The following is a 17,259-nucleotide window of genomic DNA, read 5'->3' as shown; positions in this document are numbered from 1 at the left end:
TTTAGCAAAAATAGCACAAGCAGAAGAAGCTGCAGACACGCTATATAGCTTTAACTACACACTTACTAAGTAAACTTCTCCTAGGAACTTCATTTTAGTTTCCTCGGAAACCAAAATGAAGTATAATTATATATGTACAATAGATAACATTTATAAATCTATTTACAATTTTTCACATTAGCTCTTAAACAATTAAATAAATGGAGGGCATGATATGGACAATTATTATGATGTAGCGGTAGTTGGTGGTGGTCCAGTTGGACTTATGGCAGCATGTGAATTAGCTATCCAAGACGTAAAAGTTGTTGTTTTAGAGAGAAGATTAGACCGGGTACGAAATTCTAGAGCACTCACACTACACCCCCGCTCCTTAGAATTGATGGCTATGAGAGGTATTGCAGATCGATTTTTAGCTAGAGGAAAGAAATTAAATACAAGTCATTTTGCTGCCTTAGATACAAGATTAAACTTTAAAAATTTAAATACTGATTTTCCGTATACACTTTTTATTCCCCAATCTATTACAGAAGGAATATTAGAAGAACGTGCATTAGAATTAGGTGTAGTCATTAAACGCGGGCATACTGTGAAAGACTTAAAACAATATGAAACATTTGTAAAACTAGAAATAGAACAAAGAGAAACAATATATAAAATAGAAGTTCCATATGTAATAGGAGCTGATGGAGCAAGAAGTATAGTTCGTGAGTTATCAAATATACCGTTTAATGGAACAAACACAACAACTACTGCTATATTAGGTGATGTTATTTTAGAAGATATACCAGATACTCCATTTTTATCTACTTCTAATATAAATGGGATATTAATGATGGTACCTATTACAACTGATGTATTTCGTTTTGCAATTGTTGATCCTAAGAATCAGACAATACCTGTTCATGTTGCTGTTACAGAAAAAGAGTTTATAGATAGTATTTATAGTATTACAGGTGAACATCTTCAAATTAAGAGCACAATATGGCTTTCTCGTTTTGGCAATGCAACCAAACTAGCAAATACTTATCAACATAAGCGTGTATTCTTAGCAGGGGATGCAGCACATATTCATTTCCCTGCTGGAGGACAAGGTTTGAATGTAGGTCTACAAGATGCTTTTAATATAGGCTGGAAATTAGGACTCGCAATAAAACAAAAAAAATATGAAAGCCTATTAGAAAGTTATCATATTGAAAGACATGCTGTGGGAAAACAATTTTTCAAGGAAGTACAAGCGCAAGAACAATTAATGATAAACTTTTCAAACGCAGGAATGGAATTGAGGGATTTATTTTCGTACCTACTTACATACCCCGAGATAAATCAAGATTTATCTGAAAGAGTAAGTGGCTTAGGGATAATGTATTCGTCGATGCACGATACAGAAAGGCATCCATTGATAGGAAAAAGATGTACAAACCTCACTATTTCTTCTCTAAATAAGAAAAGTTATAAACTCTTTGAATTAATGCAGGATGGTAAATTTATTTTATTAATACACCCTACTTATATAGATAAGATAAATAAAATAAATATTGATTCACACATAAAGGTGATAATAGGAGAAATACAAGATTCCAAGTTAAAAAATATAGATACCGTTTTGATTCGACCGGATGGTCACATAGCCACCATTGAGTATACCAAGATAGATAACTGCGAATAGTCCGGAAAAATAATCATCCATTGTATTAGTGATACAAAATAAGTTCACTTTTATAAAACGAAAAGAATCCTATTTATTTAGGACTCTTTTCGTTTTGCCCATCTCACTATTTATAAAAACATATCTACAAGGGAAGAAACACTATATTTACAGTTAACTATAAAATCCCGTTCCAAAGGACTACCCAAAACTCCTCACCTATATACTCCCATGATCAAAAATATTTGTCTCTATTTCATATAAAGTATGAAAAGCATCCATAAAGATAAAGCACCAAGGATAGCAAGCACTATACGAGTAGATAGTACTCTTACTTCAAAATCGGTTTTCTTGGATGGTTCAGGATATGCAATTACATAAATCCCTTTTAATAGTGCGAGCCATGCAATAAGTGTAATGAGTCCCTGCCAATTAAGTGTCCAAACATTATGTAAGATAACAGTACCTAACCCGAGGAAAATTGATAGAAAGCCATACATAATTCCAAATCCTCTGTCTTCTACCACTAATTTTTCTTCTCTAATTTTAATTTATTAACAATGTAAGATACCAATGTATTCAATGGAGTAATAATAGTCTTAGATGTTTTATACTCAACTTGCTTAGATGCATCAACCATAGATAATTGAGCAACAGAGATAAATTTCTTTTCATCTTTAATGATTTGATTTAAGAACTTTGTAACTTCTTGGTTGTATTCTTTTTTTAGTCCTTTCATTATCAATTCAAAAACACTATTTATGACAACAACCTCTAAATCTAAAGATTTTTGAAGGCTATTAGCATGATGTTTAAGACGTTCTACTGTGCCTTCAACAGTTGCAGGATTTGTAAAAACAATTGTCTGAGGTTGCTGTATATTGCATATGTAATCAAAGAAAGGTACATCAATTTTAATAATTGGCACTGATATTGAGTCTTGGTCTTCATGTAAAATTGCAATATAATTTGTACAAGTAATAAGGATAGCATCAACATTACATTGAGCAATCCATTCTATTTGCTCTTTAACTTTAAATTGAGCATCTGATTCTTGAAATTTTTCATTGGATGTAACCTGATACATTAATGCCGGGTCAACAAAATGGATTAATTCAATGTTAAATGAGGTAAGTGCCTTTTCTATATATTCTATATTTGAATAATGGGCATGTAAGCATCCTAACCTTTTTCTCAAATCCATTCCACCTTTATTATATTTTCGCTTATTCTATCAGTATGCGAATCCACGTGTCTACTGAAATTGAGACCTTTCCTTACATTCTATAAAATGCACCTTTAACTGAACAATTTATTTTCACTAAATAGTTCCTTAATTGATTTTTTTAATAAATAAGGTAACAAGTAATTTTGCAAAATCTAGGATGCAGAGGATTTAAGTTATATTTTTTTGCATATTGAGCATGTTGATCTTTCCACTTAGGAATTAAGCCTGTGTGGACTTACTTTGACTCCAGACCTATTGCTAGTTTGTCAAACGTTTAAGGTAATCAAAATTTATAAAGATAGCGTATAAATTGAAACCAAAACATTCTTCCTTTTATTACAGATATTAAAAAATATGGTATAAAAATTCCATTTTATACCATATTTTCAAACAACTATTTTATTTATTAAGGAACTTTACTTCAGATCTTCACTTGTGTAAAAACCTTAAAAACTCTCTCCATAGAATTGCTTTCCTATCCTCTTCTTAATTTTGACGTCTAGAAGTCAGCATTTAAACTAAACATGCTAATATTGATTTTGTGCGATTGTCAGTTACCTCATAATAAATTTCTAATCCTTTCCGAGTACCTGTAACCATTTTAGCAGCTTTTAGTTTAGATAAATGTTGACTAATTGTACTTTGAGGCATTTCCAAATCCCCATACATTGTTGTTACATTAGTAGGACCTTTTGCAAGCATTATTTTTACTAAAGATAGACGAACTGGATGCGCCAATACCTTTAACACCTCAGCGATTTCTTGAAACATTTCTTTTTTTTCTTTCATCTTATTTCTCCCCTTTTTATATACATATTTATGTTATCCATATATATAATTCGAAGGTATATGCGTTTTTGTGTCCGTCATTTTAAAAAAATATAAAAAAACTTTAATCCAAAACTAAAAGATTAGCTTAACATAATGTCTCACTATTAATGATGAATAGGAATCTCGTTATAGAAGCAGCAGTTTTTATGCTACAACTCTACATTCAACTAACTAAAATCAATGAAAAAAAGAGCAGATAGTTTGCTCTCTTATGATGCCTCCTTATGTTCCGTGGAATGTTTAACACTCCCCATTCTCTTTAGTTTATTCCATCCTACCGCTACGCCTCGAATAGATGAGAATATAGATTTAATGACAACATAAGTCATAAATTGACGATAAATAAAGCGTTGTAAAATTAACCACACTAACGGTTTAGGGTCCTCTTTCTCTAATTTAAATGCAAACAGAGATGCAAAAAGGTCTAATAAAAAGAATACAAGATAAAACCCTAACACTTTTAGCGGATTGCTACCAAACAGCCCCATAATCATTAAAATATCTGCAAAAGGAGCAATGAATTGCAGAACATATTGGAATAACCACATGTTAGGCAATGCAATAAATCCTAACGTTTTATGTTTTGTATGAAACACTGCTTTTCGATGTTTCCAAAGACATTGGAGTGTACCATATGACCAACGATATCGCTGTTTAATGAGACTTTTCACATCTTCAGGTGATTCCGTAAAAGCATAGGCCTTTTCTTCATATACAATTTTATATCCTTGACGTAAAAATGTAATAGTAAGATCCGTATCTTCTGCTAATGTATCTTCGCTTAAATATCCAGATTCAACTACATTCTTCTTGCGCCACGCCCCAATAGCTCCTGGAACAACTGTAATACAATTTAACTCATCAAAAGCTCTACGTTCTAAATTAAACCCTGTAATATACTCAACATGTTGCCAAGTAGTTAACAAATTTCGTCTATTCCCCACTTTAACATTACCTGAAACTGCTGCTACATTCTGATCTTCAAAGTGTCTAATCATTAGAGAAATGGCGTCTTGCGCAATAATAGTATCCGCATCTAAAGTGACAACAATCTCTCCTCGAGATTGTTGAAACCCTAGGTTCATTGCCGATGATTTCCCGCCGTTTTCTTTCTGAATGAAACGAACTTTAGGGTGTTTATAAAATGTTTCTTGCATTACTTTTGACGTACCATCTGTCGATCCGTCATCCACAACAATAACTTCAAATTCTCCATACTTACTATCCAAAATTGAGCGAATTGTCTTAGCTATCACCTTTTCTTCATTATATGCTGCTATGACAACACTAACAAAAGGTTGGTAGGACGAATTAATAGAGCGAGATAACGTTTTTCTTTTTTGCTTCCATGCAAAATAAATTAAGAATAAGAATCGAAAAATCCCTAATCCAATAGCAATATAAAAAATAGTTGTTAATATATGTTTAAAGTATCCCGCCCCTGAAAAGACAGCTTTATTGTAAAGTAAATATTGCTCACCCTCAGAAGAAACTGGGGGCATAATTTCATCTCGTTCTTTATTCATTAAATCTGAAATTGTTACAAAACTATATCCATGCTTTTTAAGCTCTTTAATAATGATCGGCAACGCCTCTACCGTATGGGTACGATTCCCTCCCGCATCATGGAGAAGAATAATATTTCCCTCTCCCTTATAAACGGGATTAAGAGCACGCTTTACTAATTCATTAGTTGATGGTGTTGCCCAGTCCTCAGGATCCACTTTTTCTGCTACCATTGTATAGTTCATATTTTGTGCCCGTAAAATAGGCACTATTTCATTTGAGGAATCCGGGTTAGCATCCGCTTCGTATGGTGGCCTAAACAAAACTGTAGAATGCCCAGTTATTTCCTGGATCAGACGTTGCGTCGTATTAAGTTCTACTTTTGTTCGTAGTAAAGACGTATCAGCTACGTTAGGATGCTTGAAAGTATGATTGCCAATTTCATGCCCTTCATCGTATATTCTTTTTACAATACTAGGATTTAGTTGTGCGTTTTCACCAAGGACAAAAAAAGCAGCTTTTATTTTATTCTCTTTTAATATATTTAAAATTTCTGGCGTATATTTCGGGTCTGGTCCATCATCAAATGTTAATACTACTTGTTTCCCTTTCGGTTTTCCATATCGTTGCACTTCGTATGCAGATGGTAAAGATTGATATACTTCATCTGTAAGATAACCATCTTTGCCTACTTTAAAATCTCTCAATCCATTTTGCTTTTCATTCTCAATCTGTAAAATTTCACCTTGTCCAGAATAATTCACTTCATCTAAACTAGTGATTTTATGTAATACATCAGGATTTTTTTGTACCTCAATCGGATTTTTTAAAACTTTCCATATTGTAGGATCTTCTGCTCCTAATCTCCATAACGCAAACCCCTTTGCATTGTTGTCCATTGCGATTTTCACTTGATTATAGAGAGTAACACTGTCTAAGAACCAAGCAGTATGTTCTTTCTCTCCTGTTTTATATCTAAAATAAGGATTTCCACTCATGTTATCCCATTGAATTTTCATATTGGAATCATTCGCCATTGTCATAACTTCTGAAAAAGTTAAAGACTTCGCAGGTTTTTTACTATTTATTTCCCAATCATATCCGTAGTTACCGAAAGCAACTATAAGTTTATTAGACGGAATATTCAGTTCATTCAATGTATGTTGGAACCACTTATTTGAAGCAATTGGTCCTGGTTCCCCCGCTCCATAGTGCTCATCGTACATCATTACAATCATACGATCTATTATTTTTGCTAACGCACCATAATCAAAAGCCTTATCATTAGCTGGAACATCTTGTGTAACGAGCAAATCATGTTTATGAAAGACCGTAGTAATTTCTTTCATGAAATTTGTTAAGTTTTCTCTATCACTTTCAGGTACGGCCTCAAAGTCAATATTAATACCTGAAAACTGATTCTTTTTAACTTCGCTTACTAAATCATTAATAAATTTCGTCTTCACATCATTCGGCGAATTCAGTAACTTATGGATAAGCTCACTATCAGGGCCAGAAGCTTTTTCTGTATAGTTAGTAAGTAACGGCATAATTTTCACATGATTTTTCTTTGCTAGTTTTACTATCTCAGGTTTTATCTCACTTCTAATCGTTAAATCTTCTTTTAAATGATACCATTCTGGTACTAACGTGGTTAATGAATCGATATTTTCTTTTAAAGAAGCGGTACTATTTTCATCCCAGTTTACATAAAAACCATACACTTCTTTAGGTTGTTTACTATCGTTTGTCGAATTCACCAAATTTTTATTATCCTTCATTTCGGTATTTGGCTTGAATTCTTCGTTCTTTAACTGCTCCTCACTAAGTTTTTGATTAATTGGTACAAGTTTCGTATCTTGTTTTACAGTAGGATTCATGTTTGGAATTTCTGGTGTTGAAAAAATACTTTGAAAGAAAAAATAAAATACAACACCTACACTAACTATTGAGATACATAGAAACCAAATAAAGGCTATGTTTCTCCTTCCTTTCGGATCATAAAAAACAGGTTTTTCTTTATCTTTCTCTTGTTGAATATTTTTCTCCATTATATTTTTCACATACTCCTTCTTAATAGAACTATAGAATAATAAAGTGCAACTTTAATCAGCCCTCATTTACAAGCAGCCCAACTCCCACCTAACTTCTTTGCCCAAGCCAAATTTTGAGATGGGAGTTTTACTGCCCACAATAGCGAGAGAAATCCTTTTAGCTTTGAAATGAATCTCTCACTTCCATATTCTATTGATTCTTCTTTTCATTCCCTTGCTGGTGGCCTCTATTTTCTTGTTGAGACCCCCTACCATTGTTCCCTTGCTCGTTTCCACCATTTTCTTTCTGGGGTCCTCTTCCATTGTTTCCTTGCTGATTCCCATTATTTCCTTGTTGAGATCCTCTTCCGTTGTTCCCTTGCTGATTTCCATTATTTCCTTGTTGAGATCCTCTTCCGTTGTTCCCTTGCTGATTCCCATTATTTCCTTGTTGAGATCCTCTTCCGTTGTTCCCTTGTTGATTTCCATTATTTCCTTGTTTAGATTCTCTTCTTTTCTTTTTTGTTTGCTTTTATTTATTTTCTGGTTTCGATTCTCTTTTTTTTTTCCCTTCTCTGTTTCCTTTGCTGGTTCCCATTATTTCCTTGTTGAGATCCTCTTCCGTTGTTCCCTTGCTGATTCCCCCTTGTTGAGATCCTCTTCCATTGTTCCCTTGTCGGTCCCCATTATTTCCCTGTTGAGATTCTCTACTGTTATTCTCCTGTTGATTCCCTCTATTTTCTTGCTGGGATCCTCTTCCATTGTTTTCTTTTATTTGCTTCGATGGCTGTTCTTCTGTTTTCTTTTGTTCTTTATGCTCTGGCTTCTCATATTTTTTTTCTTGTACGGGAGACAAATCCGGTGATGCATCAGGAGATGACTCCGGCTGCAATTGTATCTCTTCTTCGTTTTCCACCGGATTAGACGGCGTGGCAGGAGGCGTAAGCGATTTGTTCTTCTCACTCTCTTGCTTTATATAGACACCTGTGCCAATTCCAGCTTTTCTAGCATTCTCTCGTACTTGCATTGTGCTACTTTGATATTCAACTGTAATATGTTTTAGCTCATATTCTTTCTTTAATTCTTTCATCGCCTTTTCCAACTGTGGTTCTAGTGCCTTGTCCTTTGCAACAGCTGTTAGCATAACTTGCTTATCATTCGTTAAATACTTATCCTCTTGACTTTGCTTTATAATCCTACGTATTACTTCTTGCAATTGTTTATTTTCCCATTGCTTCAATTCTTTTAAAATACGCCTTCCATCATCATTACAAGCCTGCAAATCTATAACACGAAAATCCTTTGTTACGCTCACCTCTAAACTTGGATTTATATCAACTGAGACGTAAGCAAATACTTTTTCTTCTGGTTGGTTGTAGAAAAACAGCACTGCAAATAGAAAACAAGCAACAAGTATTGATGCAGGTTTTAAAAAGGAAGGGATCGAAAAATGCGATGCTTTTTGTTCTGGCTCATCAAATAAGATTTCCTCCCCGATTATGCAAGAATCCCCTTTTCTTTTACACGTAATAAACTCTCCATTTGGTGTTAAAACAACTACGCTATGCTTTTTTATATCCATCACAATTCCTTTATTCATCATGCTTTTCCCCTCTTATGTAATCCAGAATATATGTATAGTTGTTTGCAAAAATAATACACATTGCAATAATGTATTTTCTATGTCGTTCCAACGTTTTACGACTTACCCTAACACGTGGTTCTATATGTTTAAGCGGTAACTTTTTCTTTCGGAACAGCTCTTCCATCATTTCCTCTTCTTTTATAATAATTTTTACAATTTCTATTAAGTGCTCACGTGTATCACGATGCTTAGGAGATTCTTTAGCAAGCTCTGAGAATGTGATTTTAAACTCAGCTAGCACACTTTGAAAATGAAGAATTTCCTCCTTACGGTTACTATTTTCCATCTCTTTCATATACTCCGTAAGCGATACTTGCATTTCTAACATTTCCTCTTGCTCATCTTCTTTTAAAAAGACAAAGTTATGTTTAGACTCCTTACGTATATAGTCAATTACATCTCTTTTTATAAGAAGATCAGCAAACGCTAAAAAGGATTTTCCTTTTGTATATGAATACTGTTCAATTGCTTCGTTAAACGCAAACAATCCAATGCTATATTCATCATCCTGTTCTGTAATATATCGGCGGCAGACAGATGAGATTGATTTTCTAATAAAAGGCTGATACTGTACGATAAACGCTTCTTTGTCTTCTTCGTTGTTTTGTATGTTACATACGATATCTTCTATTTTCGGTTTTCTTAAGATCTTCATTACTAAACTCAACACTTGTAATCTCCCAGCCTCCTTCAAATAGCAAAATGGCCACTACACAAGTGACCATTTAACCAGATTTTCTTGGTACTTTTCTTCGGTCTTGTCTTCTTGCTGTTAGTTATATTTTTCGATTCTAACTTTTCCTAACGTTTTCTTAATGATTTTCCTTTTCTCTCGGCACAAAAGTTAAGTTTTAATTTTTATCTACTTTCTTATTTTCTACCGTTCGTTTTGCTTATTCTTTTTCTATTTTATCTGCAATCCTTGAATAACTCTTCTCTATATCATTGGTAATTTCATCCTTTTATTTCGGATGCCCACTTAATCTAGTAAATTTATTAATGCTTCTATATTCTTTCATAGTCATTTTTCTTCTATTTATTTTCTTCACTATACATATTCGGAGGAATACATAGTTTTATGGGGGTCAAAAAATATTTTTTTAAAAAATACATATTTATTTCAAAAATAAAAACCATCAATTTGAAAAAGGATAATCAAATTGATGGTTTTCTTATAATATCTATTAAATTGGATTCTCATTTTGTACATTTTATCATGATTGAGGAGAGAAAAGATTAATATAAACCGATGCAGCTAAGTCATATTATCGAATCGAATGTAGTGTAATCACATATTTCTCATTCTCTTAAGTAAGGACTAAAAATAACCTATCCATAGAGCTACTAAAACCACTACGAATAAAGCAAAGCAACATGTAATATTTCGAATCCACTTTTGTATATCATCAAAATACTTTTCTATAAATACGCTGTAAATAGAAAGCATAAGAAGGAGCACAATGAAAGTAAATGATCCCAATTTATCGTTAAATCTTTCATTAGTAAATGTACTTACATGAAGGAATAGAAACACAAACGCTACTATGAATAGCTCAAAAAGCCTTTTTTTATTCACCTCACCACCACCTTACAATAATTACCTTTTATTCCATTTTATCAGAACATACTGTGTAGTCGTATATGAATATTATATTCAAATCAAAAAGGCCAACAATTCAATATTGTTAGCCTCTACTTTCCATATTCGTACCTTTTATCACTTTACTTCCTAACAACCGGAATCCACATTTCACCAAATACTAAGCCGTTTCTTTGTCCCATCTCAACTGTTGTATTTGGCCCGCCAACATAGGCAAAATCTTTTGCATCTGGTAAAGCTTGACCGAAGGCAATACCAGTCAGCTTATTACTTAGCTCTTCAGCCGTCTTATCTTCCCCTTTCACTACTAAGTATTCTCCCTTCGGAAATTGGATTACTCTAGATGCTTCTTCTATTTGTGCCTCTGTCATAACACCAGCATAATACATCATCTTGTTATTCACCGCTTCATTCACAGAAAAAATGTATTCGTTTGTAGCTAAAGCTTTTAAAGTATCCAGCCTTCCATCTTCTTTAACAGCCGACCAAAAGTCTTCCTTTTCTTTATTTATCCCAGCAAAGTCTGTATAGTCACTCTTAATTTCAGTTCCAATACCTAACACAATAAAGCTATCTTTTTCTTCAATCGTATAATTTTTCATATTCAAAACCTTCCTTCTTTTAAAATGATTCAAATGATTTATCTTTTCATCTGATACGTTTATAATAACTTTAAATCATGTCAAAAAATGATACTGTTTAGGAGACTCTAATGAAAAAAGTTGAACGGATTAATACAATTATGCGGTATATCAACAATCGCTCCCACTTTACAATTTCTGAAATCATACGAGAATTTAACATATCGCGATCGACAGCTATTAGAGACATAAGAGAAATTGAAGCTATGGGCATGCCACTTGTCGCTGAAGTTGGAAGAACTGGTGGATATTTTGTTATGCATAACTCTATCCTGCCCGTTGTTCGCTTTACTGATAATGAAGTGAAAGCTCTTTTTATTGCCTTTATGGCTACGAGGAATCAACAACTTCCCTACCTAAAGAGTCGTCAATCTTTAGCCGAAAAACTACTAGGACTCATCTCAGAAACCCAGCAAGATGATCTCGTTCTTTTAAATCAACTCTTGCTTTTCCAAGGGACTAATCCTTATAATCCCGATCTACTTGAGCTTTCTGATCTCCCCCATCCTATGTTAGAAAAACTCATTCAAATCCTTCTTTTAGATAACCATTTATTGATTACTATGAAAGAAGATGAAGAAATCAAGTCTTATCCAATTTATCTATTGCACCTTTATCAAGAAAAAAGCCATTGGATCATTGAAGGGTTTGACTTAAAAGAAGAAAAGAAGATGATGTTTCCTGTCGATGATCTCATTAATATCGAACCATACACGACGAACAAAAGGCTAAATAAGAAAAAGATTTTAGAAAAACTAAGTAAGAAGGACGAAGCAATTAACCTTGTATTTGAACTTGGTCCGACAGCAATTGCCCAGTTCAAAAAATACCATCCTTTAAAAATTTCAATATCTTATACTAATCCTTACCAATCCACAGCCATTTTAAAAACTTTTATCAATGTTAACAATCCCGATGAAGTGATGGAAATAATAAATTGGCTGCTTTTTCTAGGGAAGGATATTAAAATCAAAGAAATACCCGATGAAGTATTAGCAGATTTACAAAAACGAGTGTGCTTATACATTCCATAAGCAGTGAGCCTCAAATATTAAGCTTTATCACTGGATAATTATCCTATTTTTAAATACCATTTCATTTACTACAATGAGAGCATGATAAATAATAAAAGCACGGAAAATCTCCCGTGCTTTTCTAAATATATATTATTCCTGAAGGTTTCGTTTATCTCGTTTCTTACCCTAACTGACGTTTAAATGCTTTACTGGCGAAAAAGTAAGAGATGACCATTATACCTACGCACCAAGCGAGTGCAATCCAAATATCGTTACCCACAGTTCCTTCATATAAAAGAGCACGAATCGCATTCACGATTGAAGTTACAGGCTGATTCTCTGCAAACGCACGAACAATTTTAGGCATCGTTTCAGTAGGTACGAAGGCCGAACTAATAAATGGAAGAAAAATTAGCGGGTACGAGTAAGCTGTCGCCCCTTCCATAGACTTCGCTTTCAGCCCTGGAATGATAGCTAGCCATGTGAGCGCTAACGTAAACATCCCCAGTATTCCCGCTACCGCAAGCCAATCTAGCATATTTGCACTAGAACGAAAGCCCATTAAGAGCGCAACAAGAATAACCACCACGATAGTAAGTACATTAGCAACAAGAGAAGTTAAAACGTGAGCCCACAATATTGATGAGCGCTTAATAGGCATCGTAATGAAACGTGCCATCAGCCCACTCTTTACATCCGTAAATAATCGTACAGAAGTATAAGCTACACCGGATGCGATAGCCATTAACAAAATTCCCGGCAATAAATAATTAACGTAGTTATCCGTTCCTGTCTTTATAGCCCCGCCAAATACGTAAACAAATAATAGCATCATCATAATCGGTGTAATTGCTACCGTAATAATTGTATCCGGACTGCGCATAATGTTACGCATTAAACGACCTAGTAATACACCTGTTTTACTTTTCATTTACATCTCCTCCTTTTTGCCAATAATCGCAAGGAATATTTCTTCCAATGTCGGTTGCTTTTCGATATACTCCACTTTTGCCGGTGGGAACATCTCTTTCAGTTCAGCAAGAGTACCTGTCGTAATAATTTTTCCGCCATGCAAAATAGCGATACGGTCTGCCAGTTGTTCTGCTTCCTCCAAGTACTGAGTCGTAAGCAAAATAGTTGTACCGCTACCGGCAAGTTCCTTTACTGTATCCCACACTTCGATCCGCGCTTCTGGATCAAGTCCGGTCGTTGGTTCGTCGAGAAAAATAACTGCTGGCGCCCCAATCAAACTCATTGCGATATCAATCCGGCGCTTCATCCCTCCTGAATACTGATCTGCCCTCTGGTTGGCCGCATCAGTCAGGCTAAATCTTGCAAGTAGATTATCAGTAACTTGTGCGGGATTGGAAACACCACGTAACTTAGCGATCATTATCAAGTTTTCCCTTCCAGTAAGCATGCCGTCTAAAGCTGCGAACTGTCCTGTCAAACTGATGCTTTGACGAACATAATCTGGTTGTCGCTGGACGTCAAAACCGCAAATACTCACTTCGCCATCATCTTGCTTCATTAGCGTCGAAAGGATATTGACCGTTGTCGTCTTTCCCGCTCCATTTGAGCCTAGCAGCGCGAAAATTTCTCCACGCTGCACCTCAAAATCTACCCCTTTTAAAACTCCCTTGTCTTTAAAGGATTTTTTCAAGCTTTTTACAGAAATCGCTGCATTACTCATACTTTTTCCTCCCTATAAAATGTTTTGCGAAGATAATTTATTTACCTCTACCTATTTAGTATCACTGATATTCTGTATTACTTAGTACCGAGTTAAAAATATAACTGAATAGCTATGATGCAATTCATATGTGTAACCAGCTAATCAGTCGTTATTACTTATTCCATTTATTTTTTTCTCAATTTCTTCATAATACTTTCATTCAAATCTTCACGATACTTGGAGACGTAAGTTTTAGCGTTTGCCACTAGTTCGTCAGCAAAGGAAGCCACGTCATCCCCAGTAATGTCAAGCACTTGTCTTCCTTCCGCTGCACCCGCTTCGAACAAATCGATTAATTCATACTGTATGTGTAACATATCCATCCCGTTACCCGCTGAGAAATTCCACATGTAGTTTTGAATTTTCTTAAATACAAATTGGTAGTCCTCTGGCAGAGCCTCAACTCGTGCCATCATCATTTTGTACTCTTTTTTATCACCAATTAACTTTTTGAACATTTCTAACATCTTATTTTCCTCCTTTTTTATAAAGCCGAACAAGAAATTCTCAAAGTATCGGCCAGAACATTTTATCTTATGAACCTATTTTGACTTCAAGACGTTAATTTTTGACGATACAAAATCCCATTTTTCCCAAAACAATTCAAGCTCCTGACGGCCTTCTTCATTTAATGAATAAAACTTACGAGGAGGCCCCATATCTGATGGTTTCTTTTCAATATTCACAAGCTTTTTCTTCTCTAATCGTACGAGGATAGTATACACCGTACCTTCTACAACTTCGGTAAACCCAAGATCATTCAGGTGGCGGGTAATCTCATAGCCATACGTTTCACGGCGACTAATGATTTCCAGTACACACCCTTCCAGTGAACCTTTCAGCATTTCAGTTAAATTTTCCATGTCCTGATCCTCCTTTACCCCCTATTCTGTCTGGCTTATATTCAGTACTACAGAGTACTAAGGCGAATTTTTACTGAATAGCTTTTGAGTAAAACTACACTATTCAGTATTACTTATTACAACTACATTGTATGACTAAGTAGTTGTGGATGTCAACTTTATTTTCAAAAAAATTAAAAATCCGCTTTACCCTAACCGGATACAGTCTCCTTTTTTTGTTGTAAGGGCCATCAAACTAGTAAAACAGCGCTGATTCAAAGTGTAATTTAAATCAGCTCTGCTTTATTGTTTTCATACCGATATATCATGTTTTTTCACGATACAAATTGTTTCTCACTACCATTCCCATTGCATATAAAGCATAAAGGCAAGTGCGGTCAGAGAAAATTCCCAGAGATTATCCGTACATGATACGAGCCCCTAAAATACAATTCTGTTAGAAATTTGTTCTCTATATTCTCTTTTATTTTATTTCTGATAGTTGATTAACAACACTATCTAAAAATTTTTCTACCTTTTCTTTTGATGTATCCGGCGCATGATAACCAATCGTAAATGTAAGTCTTCCATTATAAGAGCTTACTCCCATTGAAAAGAATGGTGCATACATAATAGGTGATGCCATATACCCGTCCTCAGCTTGAATTTGACCAAACTGAATAGGTTCCTCAGCGATCACTCCCAAATTTGTCAGTAATGGCAACGCCATCCCCATCTGTACAGCCTCTTCATATTGCTGATTATACATTTCCTTCACTGTAGATAGCTTCATTTCTGCCAGTAGCTCCATTCCTGCTGCTGAAGAAAGACCTGGATTTTGAGACTTTATTTTATCCATTGATTGTTTAACTCGAACAAGAGTCTGCTTAAATGTTTCATCGTCTTCCATTTTAATCACTGGCATTTCCATACCGGATAAGTTGCAAATAGCACCAGTTGTATTATTAGGCAGATATCGACGTAAATCAATTGTCAAGCCAATCATTTTTTCTGCAGTGCGAGGTTCTGCATACACAGTGAAATGTGATAAAGCTCGGAAGTATGCAGTCATGATTACATCATTCAAGGTAGCCTGTTGTGCTTTTGTCCATTGGGTTAAACGTAGAGTTTGCTCATGGCTCAATCGCCGTACGGACATTTGGGGAAATTTATTTTTGTTAGGTTGAGATGGAAAAGACCATAACGATGCCTGTTGTTCTTGGTTAGGACGATACGCACTTTTTATGTCCGATATTCCAGCGTATTTGAATACATGTGATTGATCTCGACAACTCTCATTTCCCTCATCAAATTCCTTTATAATTTGCTTCTTAGACCGTCCCAATGAAAGGTGCGTATATATTGTTCCAAGCAATTTAATATATTCCTTGACTCCTGCACCATCTGAACATAGATGAGATAATTTCACAACTAACATATCTGTTGTAGTGCCCCGTAATAATTTCGTTTGAACCATAGGCCCCTGTATACGATCACCAGGTTCTTTAATAAAATCTATTGCCATTATTTCAAGTTCTTGATTATTTCCTTCTGCAAAAAAGCAAATAGATGAGTTAGTGTCAGATGAATGTTCCTCCCAGTAAGGAATATCATTTTCTACAAACCGGCTGTTCAAAACTGGTTGCAATTGCAACGTTATCCTTACTGATTCTTCAAGTATTTCCTTGGATATACCTACAGGAAAATAAAGAACTGCATTAATTTGTTGATCTGCAGAATAAAGACCTAATACATAATTCATTCGATCTTGTGGTGTTACTGAATACTTTCTTTTCTCCATAATTCCGTCCCCCTTTAGGACTTTTTGTATAACCCTATTTTCCATATGCTTGTAATTTTTCTAGTCATTTTTCTTCAAGAGCTAATAACGCTTATTTTTCGAATTTTTAACGAAATCATCTTCTCCGTATTGGTTTCATTCTTTTTGCAGGTGATATATCCATTATTTTATTGTTATTAACACTGCCTAACCTCCCAATTAAACCAAACGAAAATAAATTAAGTTTACATATACATAAACATTTTATTATAACGTCTATAAATTATCAATACAGCAAATAAATCATTTTTATGTCTGTCAATAAAAAACAATATATTCAAGGGCTACTTCATAATAAAAGATTGATGTGCATGTATATGTACCCATATCACTATCAAAATAAGAATGAGAATTTTTTCAACAAAAATAAGCTGCAGATATTGATTTTACAGTAAAAAAAGCCCCTCCATTTTGAAAATGAGTAGGGCTATTTCCTATTTGAATTTTATAAAAGAATGATTATCATAAATAATATTTTACTTTTTAGTCTACCTTATTATTTTTAATCCATTTTCCTAATAAATGAATGGATTTTATTCATATAATTTGAGGTGGTATCGTTGGTTTTTAAAAATAGAAAGCTTATTTTCAAATCAAATGAAAAAGAGGTGAAATTATAGATATTCATGTAAAAATTTCGTTTTGGGGATACTTAAAATCTTAAGGTGATGGGCATGTGGTGTTACACTTTAAAAGC

At 34.4% G+C, this 17,259-nt stretch carries 13 protein-coding genes and 2 pseudogenes; 2 read left to right on the top strand and 13 right to left on the bottom strand.

Annotated features, from left to right (window positions below):
• Positions 1 to 214 precede the first annotated feature (214 nt).
• Positions 215 to 1,666 (top strand): FAD-dependent monooxygenase, encoded by a 1,452-nt coding sequence (locus DN403_RS25405; protein WP_000371162.1) that lies wholly within the window; start codon positions 215 to 217, stop codon positions 1,664 to 1,666.
• Positions 1,667 to 1,896: 230 nt separating this feature from the next.
• Here DN403_RS25405 and DN403_RS25400 read toward each other — a convergent pair.
• From DN403_RS25400 to DN403_RS25365, 8 genes and pseudogenes are all read right to left on the bottom strand, one after another.
• Positions 1,897 to 2,181: pseudogene (locus tag DN403_RS25400) on the bottom strand (hypothetical protein); the annotation flags it as partial.
• Positions 2,172 to 2,849, bottom strand: coding sequence for a hypothetical protein (locus DN403_RS25395; protein WP_003279185.1), 678 nt, complete (start codon positions 2,847 to 2,849; stop codon positions 2,172 to 2,174). The pseudogene DN403_RS25400 and the gene DN403_RS25395, both read right to left, overlap by 10 nt.
• Positions 2,850 to 3,386: 537 nt before the next feature.
• Complete coding sequence (locus DN403_RS25390) at positions 3,387 to 3,662, bottom strand: ArsR/SmtB family transcription factor (protein ID WP_000660065.1); 276 nt, start codon at positions 3,660 to 3,662, stop codon at positions 3,387 to 3,389.
• A 251-nt stretch (positions 3,663 to 3,913) separates the two neighbouring features.
• Positions 3,914 to 7,261 carry a trifunctional glycoside hydrolase family 18/polysaccharide deacetylase/glycosyltransferase family 2 protein gene (locus DN403_RS25385; RefSeq protein ID WP_000414292.1) on the bottom strand — a complete coding sequence of 1,116 codons (3,348 nt, stop codon included), beginning with the start codon at positions 7,259 to 7,261 and terminating at the stop codon, positions 3,914 to 3,916.
• Positions 7,262 to 7,454: 193 nt separating this feature from the next.
• Positions 7,455 to 8,846 (bottom strand): annotated as a pseudogene (locus DN403_RS25380) (anti-sigma factor domain-containing protein).
• Positions 8,836 to 9,558: an RNA polymerase sigma factor SigI gene (gene sigI / locus DN403_RS25375; protein ID WP_002082432.1), complete on the bottom strand. Its 723-nt coding sequence runs from the start codon at positions 9,556 to 9,558 to the stop codon at positions 8,836 to 8,838. Before sigI ends, DN403_RS25380 begins: the two are co-directional and overlap by 11 nt.
• Before the next feature lie 648 nt (positions 9,559 to 10,206).
• Positions 10,207 to 10,464 (bottom strand): DUF3963 domain-containing protein, encoded by a 258-nt coding sequence (locus DN403_RS25370; RefSeq protein ID WP_001036202.1) that lies wholly within the window; start codon positions 10,462 to 10,464, stop codon positions 10,207 to 10,209.
• Between the two features lie 146 nt (positions 10,465 to 10,610).
• Entirely contained in the window at positions 10,611 to 11,090 is a 480-nt protein-coding gene (locus DN403_RS25365; RefSeq protein ID WP_136983066.1) for a GyrI-like domain-containing protein, read from the bottom strand.
• A gap of 110 nt (positions 11,091 to 11,200) precedes the next feature.
• Between DN403_RS25365 and DN403_RS25360 the strand changes: the two genes are divergently transcribed.
• Positions 11,201 to 12,163: a helix-turn-helix transcriptional regulator gene (locus tag DN403_RS25360; RefSeq protein ID WP_000755063.1), complete on the top strand. Its 963-nt coding sequence runs from the start codon at positions 11,201 to 11,203 to the stop codon at positions 12,161 to 12,163.
• Positions 12,164 to 12,326: 163 nt separating this feature from the next.
• On the opposite strand, the gene DN403_RS25355 is transcribed toward DN403_RS25360, so the two are convergent.
• The 5 genes from DN403_RS25355 to DN403_RS25335 form a co-directional block, all read right to left on the bottom strand.
• Positions 12,327 to 13,076 (bottom strand): ABC transporter permease, encoded by a 750-nt coding sequence (locus DN403_RS25355; RefSeq protein WP_000837802.1) that lies wholly within the window; start codon positions 13,074 to 13,076, stop codon positions 12,327 to 12,329.
• Complete coding sequence (locus tag DN403_RS25350) at positions 13,077 to 13,838, bottom strand: ABC transporter ATP-binding protein (RefSeq protein WP_000063333.1); 762 nt, start codon at positions 13,836 to 13,838, stop codon at positions 13,077 to 13,079.
• Between the two features lie 167 nt (positions 13,839 to 14,005).
• Positions 14,006 to 14,347 carry a DUF1048 domain-containing protein gene (locus DN403_RS25345; RefSeq protein WP_000891986.1) on the bottom strand — a complete coding sequence of 114 codons (342 nt, stop codon included), beginning with the start codon at positions 14,345 to 14,347 and terminating at the stop codon, positions 14,006 to 14,008.
• A 75-nt stretch (positions 14,348 to 14,422) separates the two neighbouring features.
• On the bottom strand, positions 14,423 to 14,743 hold the full coding sequence (locus tag DN403_RS25340) for a PadR family transcriptional regulator (protein WP_000429487.1): 321 nt from the start codon (positions 14,741 to 14,743) through the stop codon (positions 14,423 to 14,425).
• A gap of 463 nt (positions 14,744 to 15,206) precedes the next feature.
• The gene (locus DN403_RS25335) at positions 15,207 to 16,523 is read right to left on the bottom strand and encodes a condensation domain-containing protein (protein WP_000415486.1); all 1,317 of its coding nucleotides are present in this window, start codon (positions 16,521 to 16,523) and stop codon (positions 15,207 to 15,209) included.
• Between the last annotated feature and the right edge of the window lie 736 nt (positions 16,524 to 17,259).

The sequence above is a fragment of the Bacillus sp. AY2-1 genome (assembly GCF_008368965.1).
In the GTDB taxonomy this organism is placed as follows: Bacteria; Bacillota; Bacilli; order Bacillales; family Bacillaceae_G; genus Bacillus_A; species Bacillus_A thuringiensis_S.
The sequence above is the reverse complement of the archived record's forward strand: the minus strand, read 5'-3'. Positions and strand labels throughout refer to the sequence as shown.

Excerpts from the sequence above, each read along its gene's own strand:
- DN403_RS25350 (WP_000063333.1), bottom strand. The coding sequence starts at position 13,838 with ATGAGTAATGCAGCGATTTCTGTAAAAAGCTTGAAAAAATCCTTTAAA.
- DN403_RS25340 (WP_000429487.1), bottom strand. The coding sequence starts at position 14,743 with ATGGAAAATTTAACTGAAATGCTGAAAGGTTCACTGGAAGGGTGTGTA.
- DN403_RS25390 (WP_000660065.1), bottom strand. The coding sequence starts at position 3,662 with ATGAAAGAAAAAAAAGAAATGTTTCAAGAAATCGCTGAGGTGTTAAAG.
- DN403_RS25355 (WP_000837802.1), bottom strand. The coding sequence starts at position 13,076 with ATGAAAAGTAAAACAGGTGTATTACTAGGTCGTTTAATGCGTAACATT.
- DN403_RS25360 (WP_000755063.1), top strand. The coding sequence starts at position 11,201 with ATGAAAAAAGTTGAACGGATTAATACAATTATGCGGTATATCAACAAT.
- DN403_RS25395 (WP_003279185.1), bottom strand. The coding sequence starts at position 2,849 with ATGGATTTGAGAAAAAGGTTAGGATGCTTACATGCCCATTATTCAAAT.
- DN403_RS25385 (WP_000414292.1), bottom strand. The coding sequence starts at position 7,261 with ATGGAGAAAAATATTCAACAAGAGAAAGATAAAGAAAAACCTGTTTTT.
- DN403_RS25335 (WP_000415486.1), bottom strand. The coding sequence starts at position 16,523 with ATGGAGAAAAGAAAGTATTCAGTAACACCACAAGATCGAATGAATTAT.
- DN403_RS25365 (WP_136983066.1), bottom strand. The coding sequence starts at position 11,090 with ATGAAAAATTATACGATTGAAGAAAAAGATAGCTTTATTGTGTTAGGT.
- DN403_RS25405 (WP_000371162.1), top strand. The coding sequence starts at position 215 with ATGGACAATTATTATGATGTAGCGGTAGTTGGTGGTGGTCCAGTTGGA.
- DN403_RS25345 (WP_000891986.1), bottom strand. The coding sequence starts at position 14,347 with ATGTTAGAAATGTTCAAAAAGTTAATTGGTGATAAAAAAGAGTACAAA.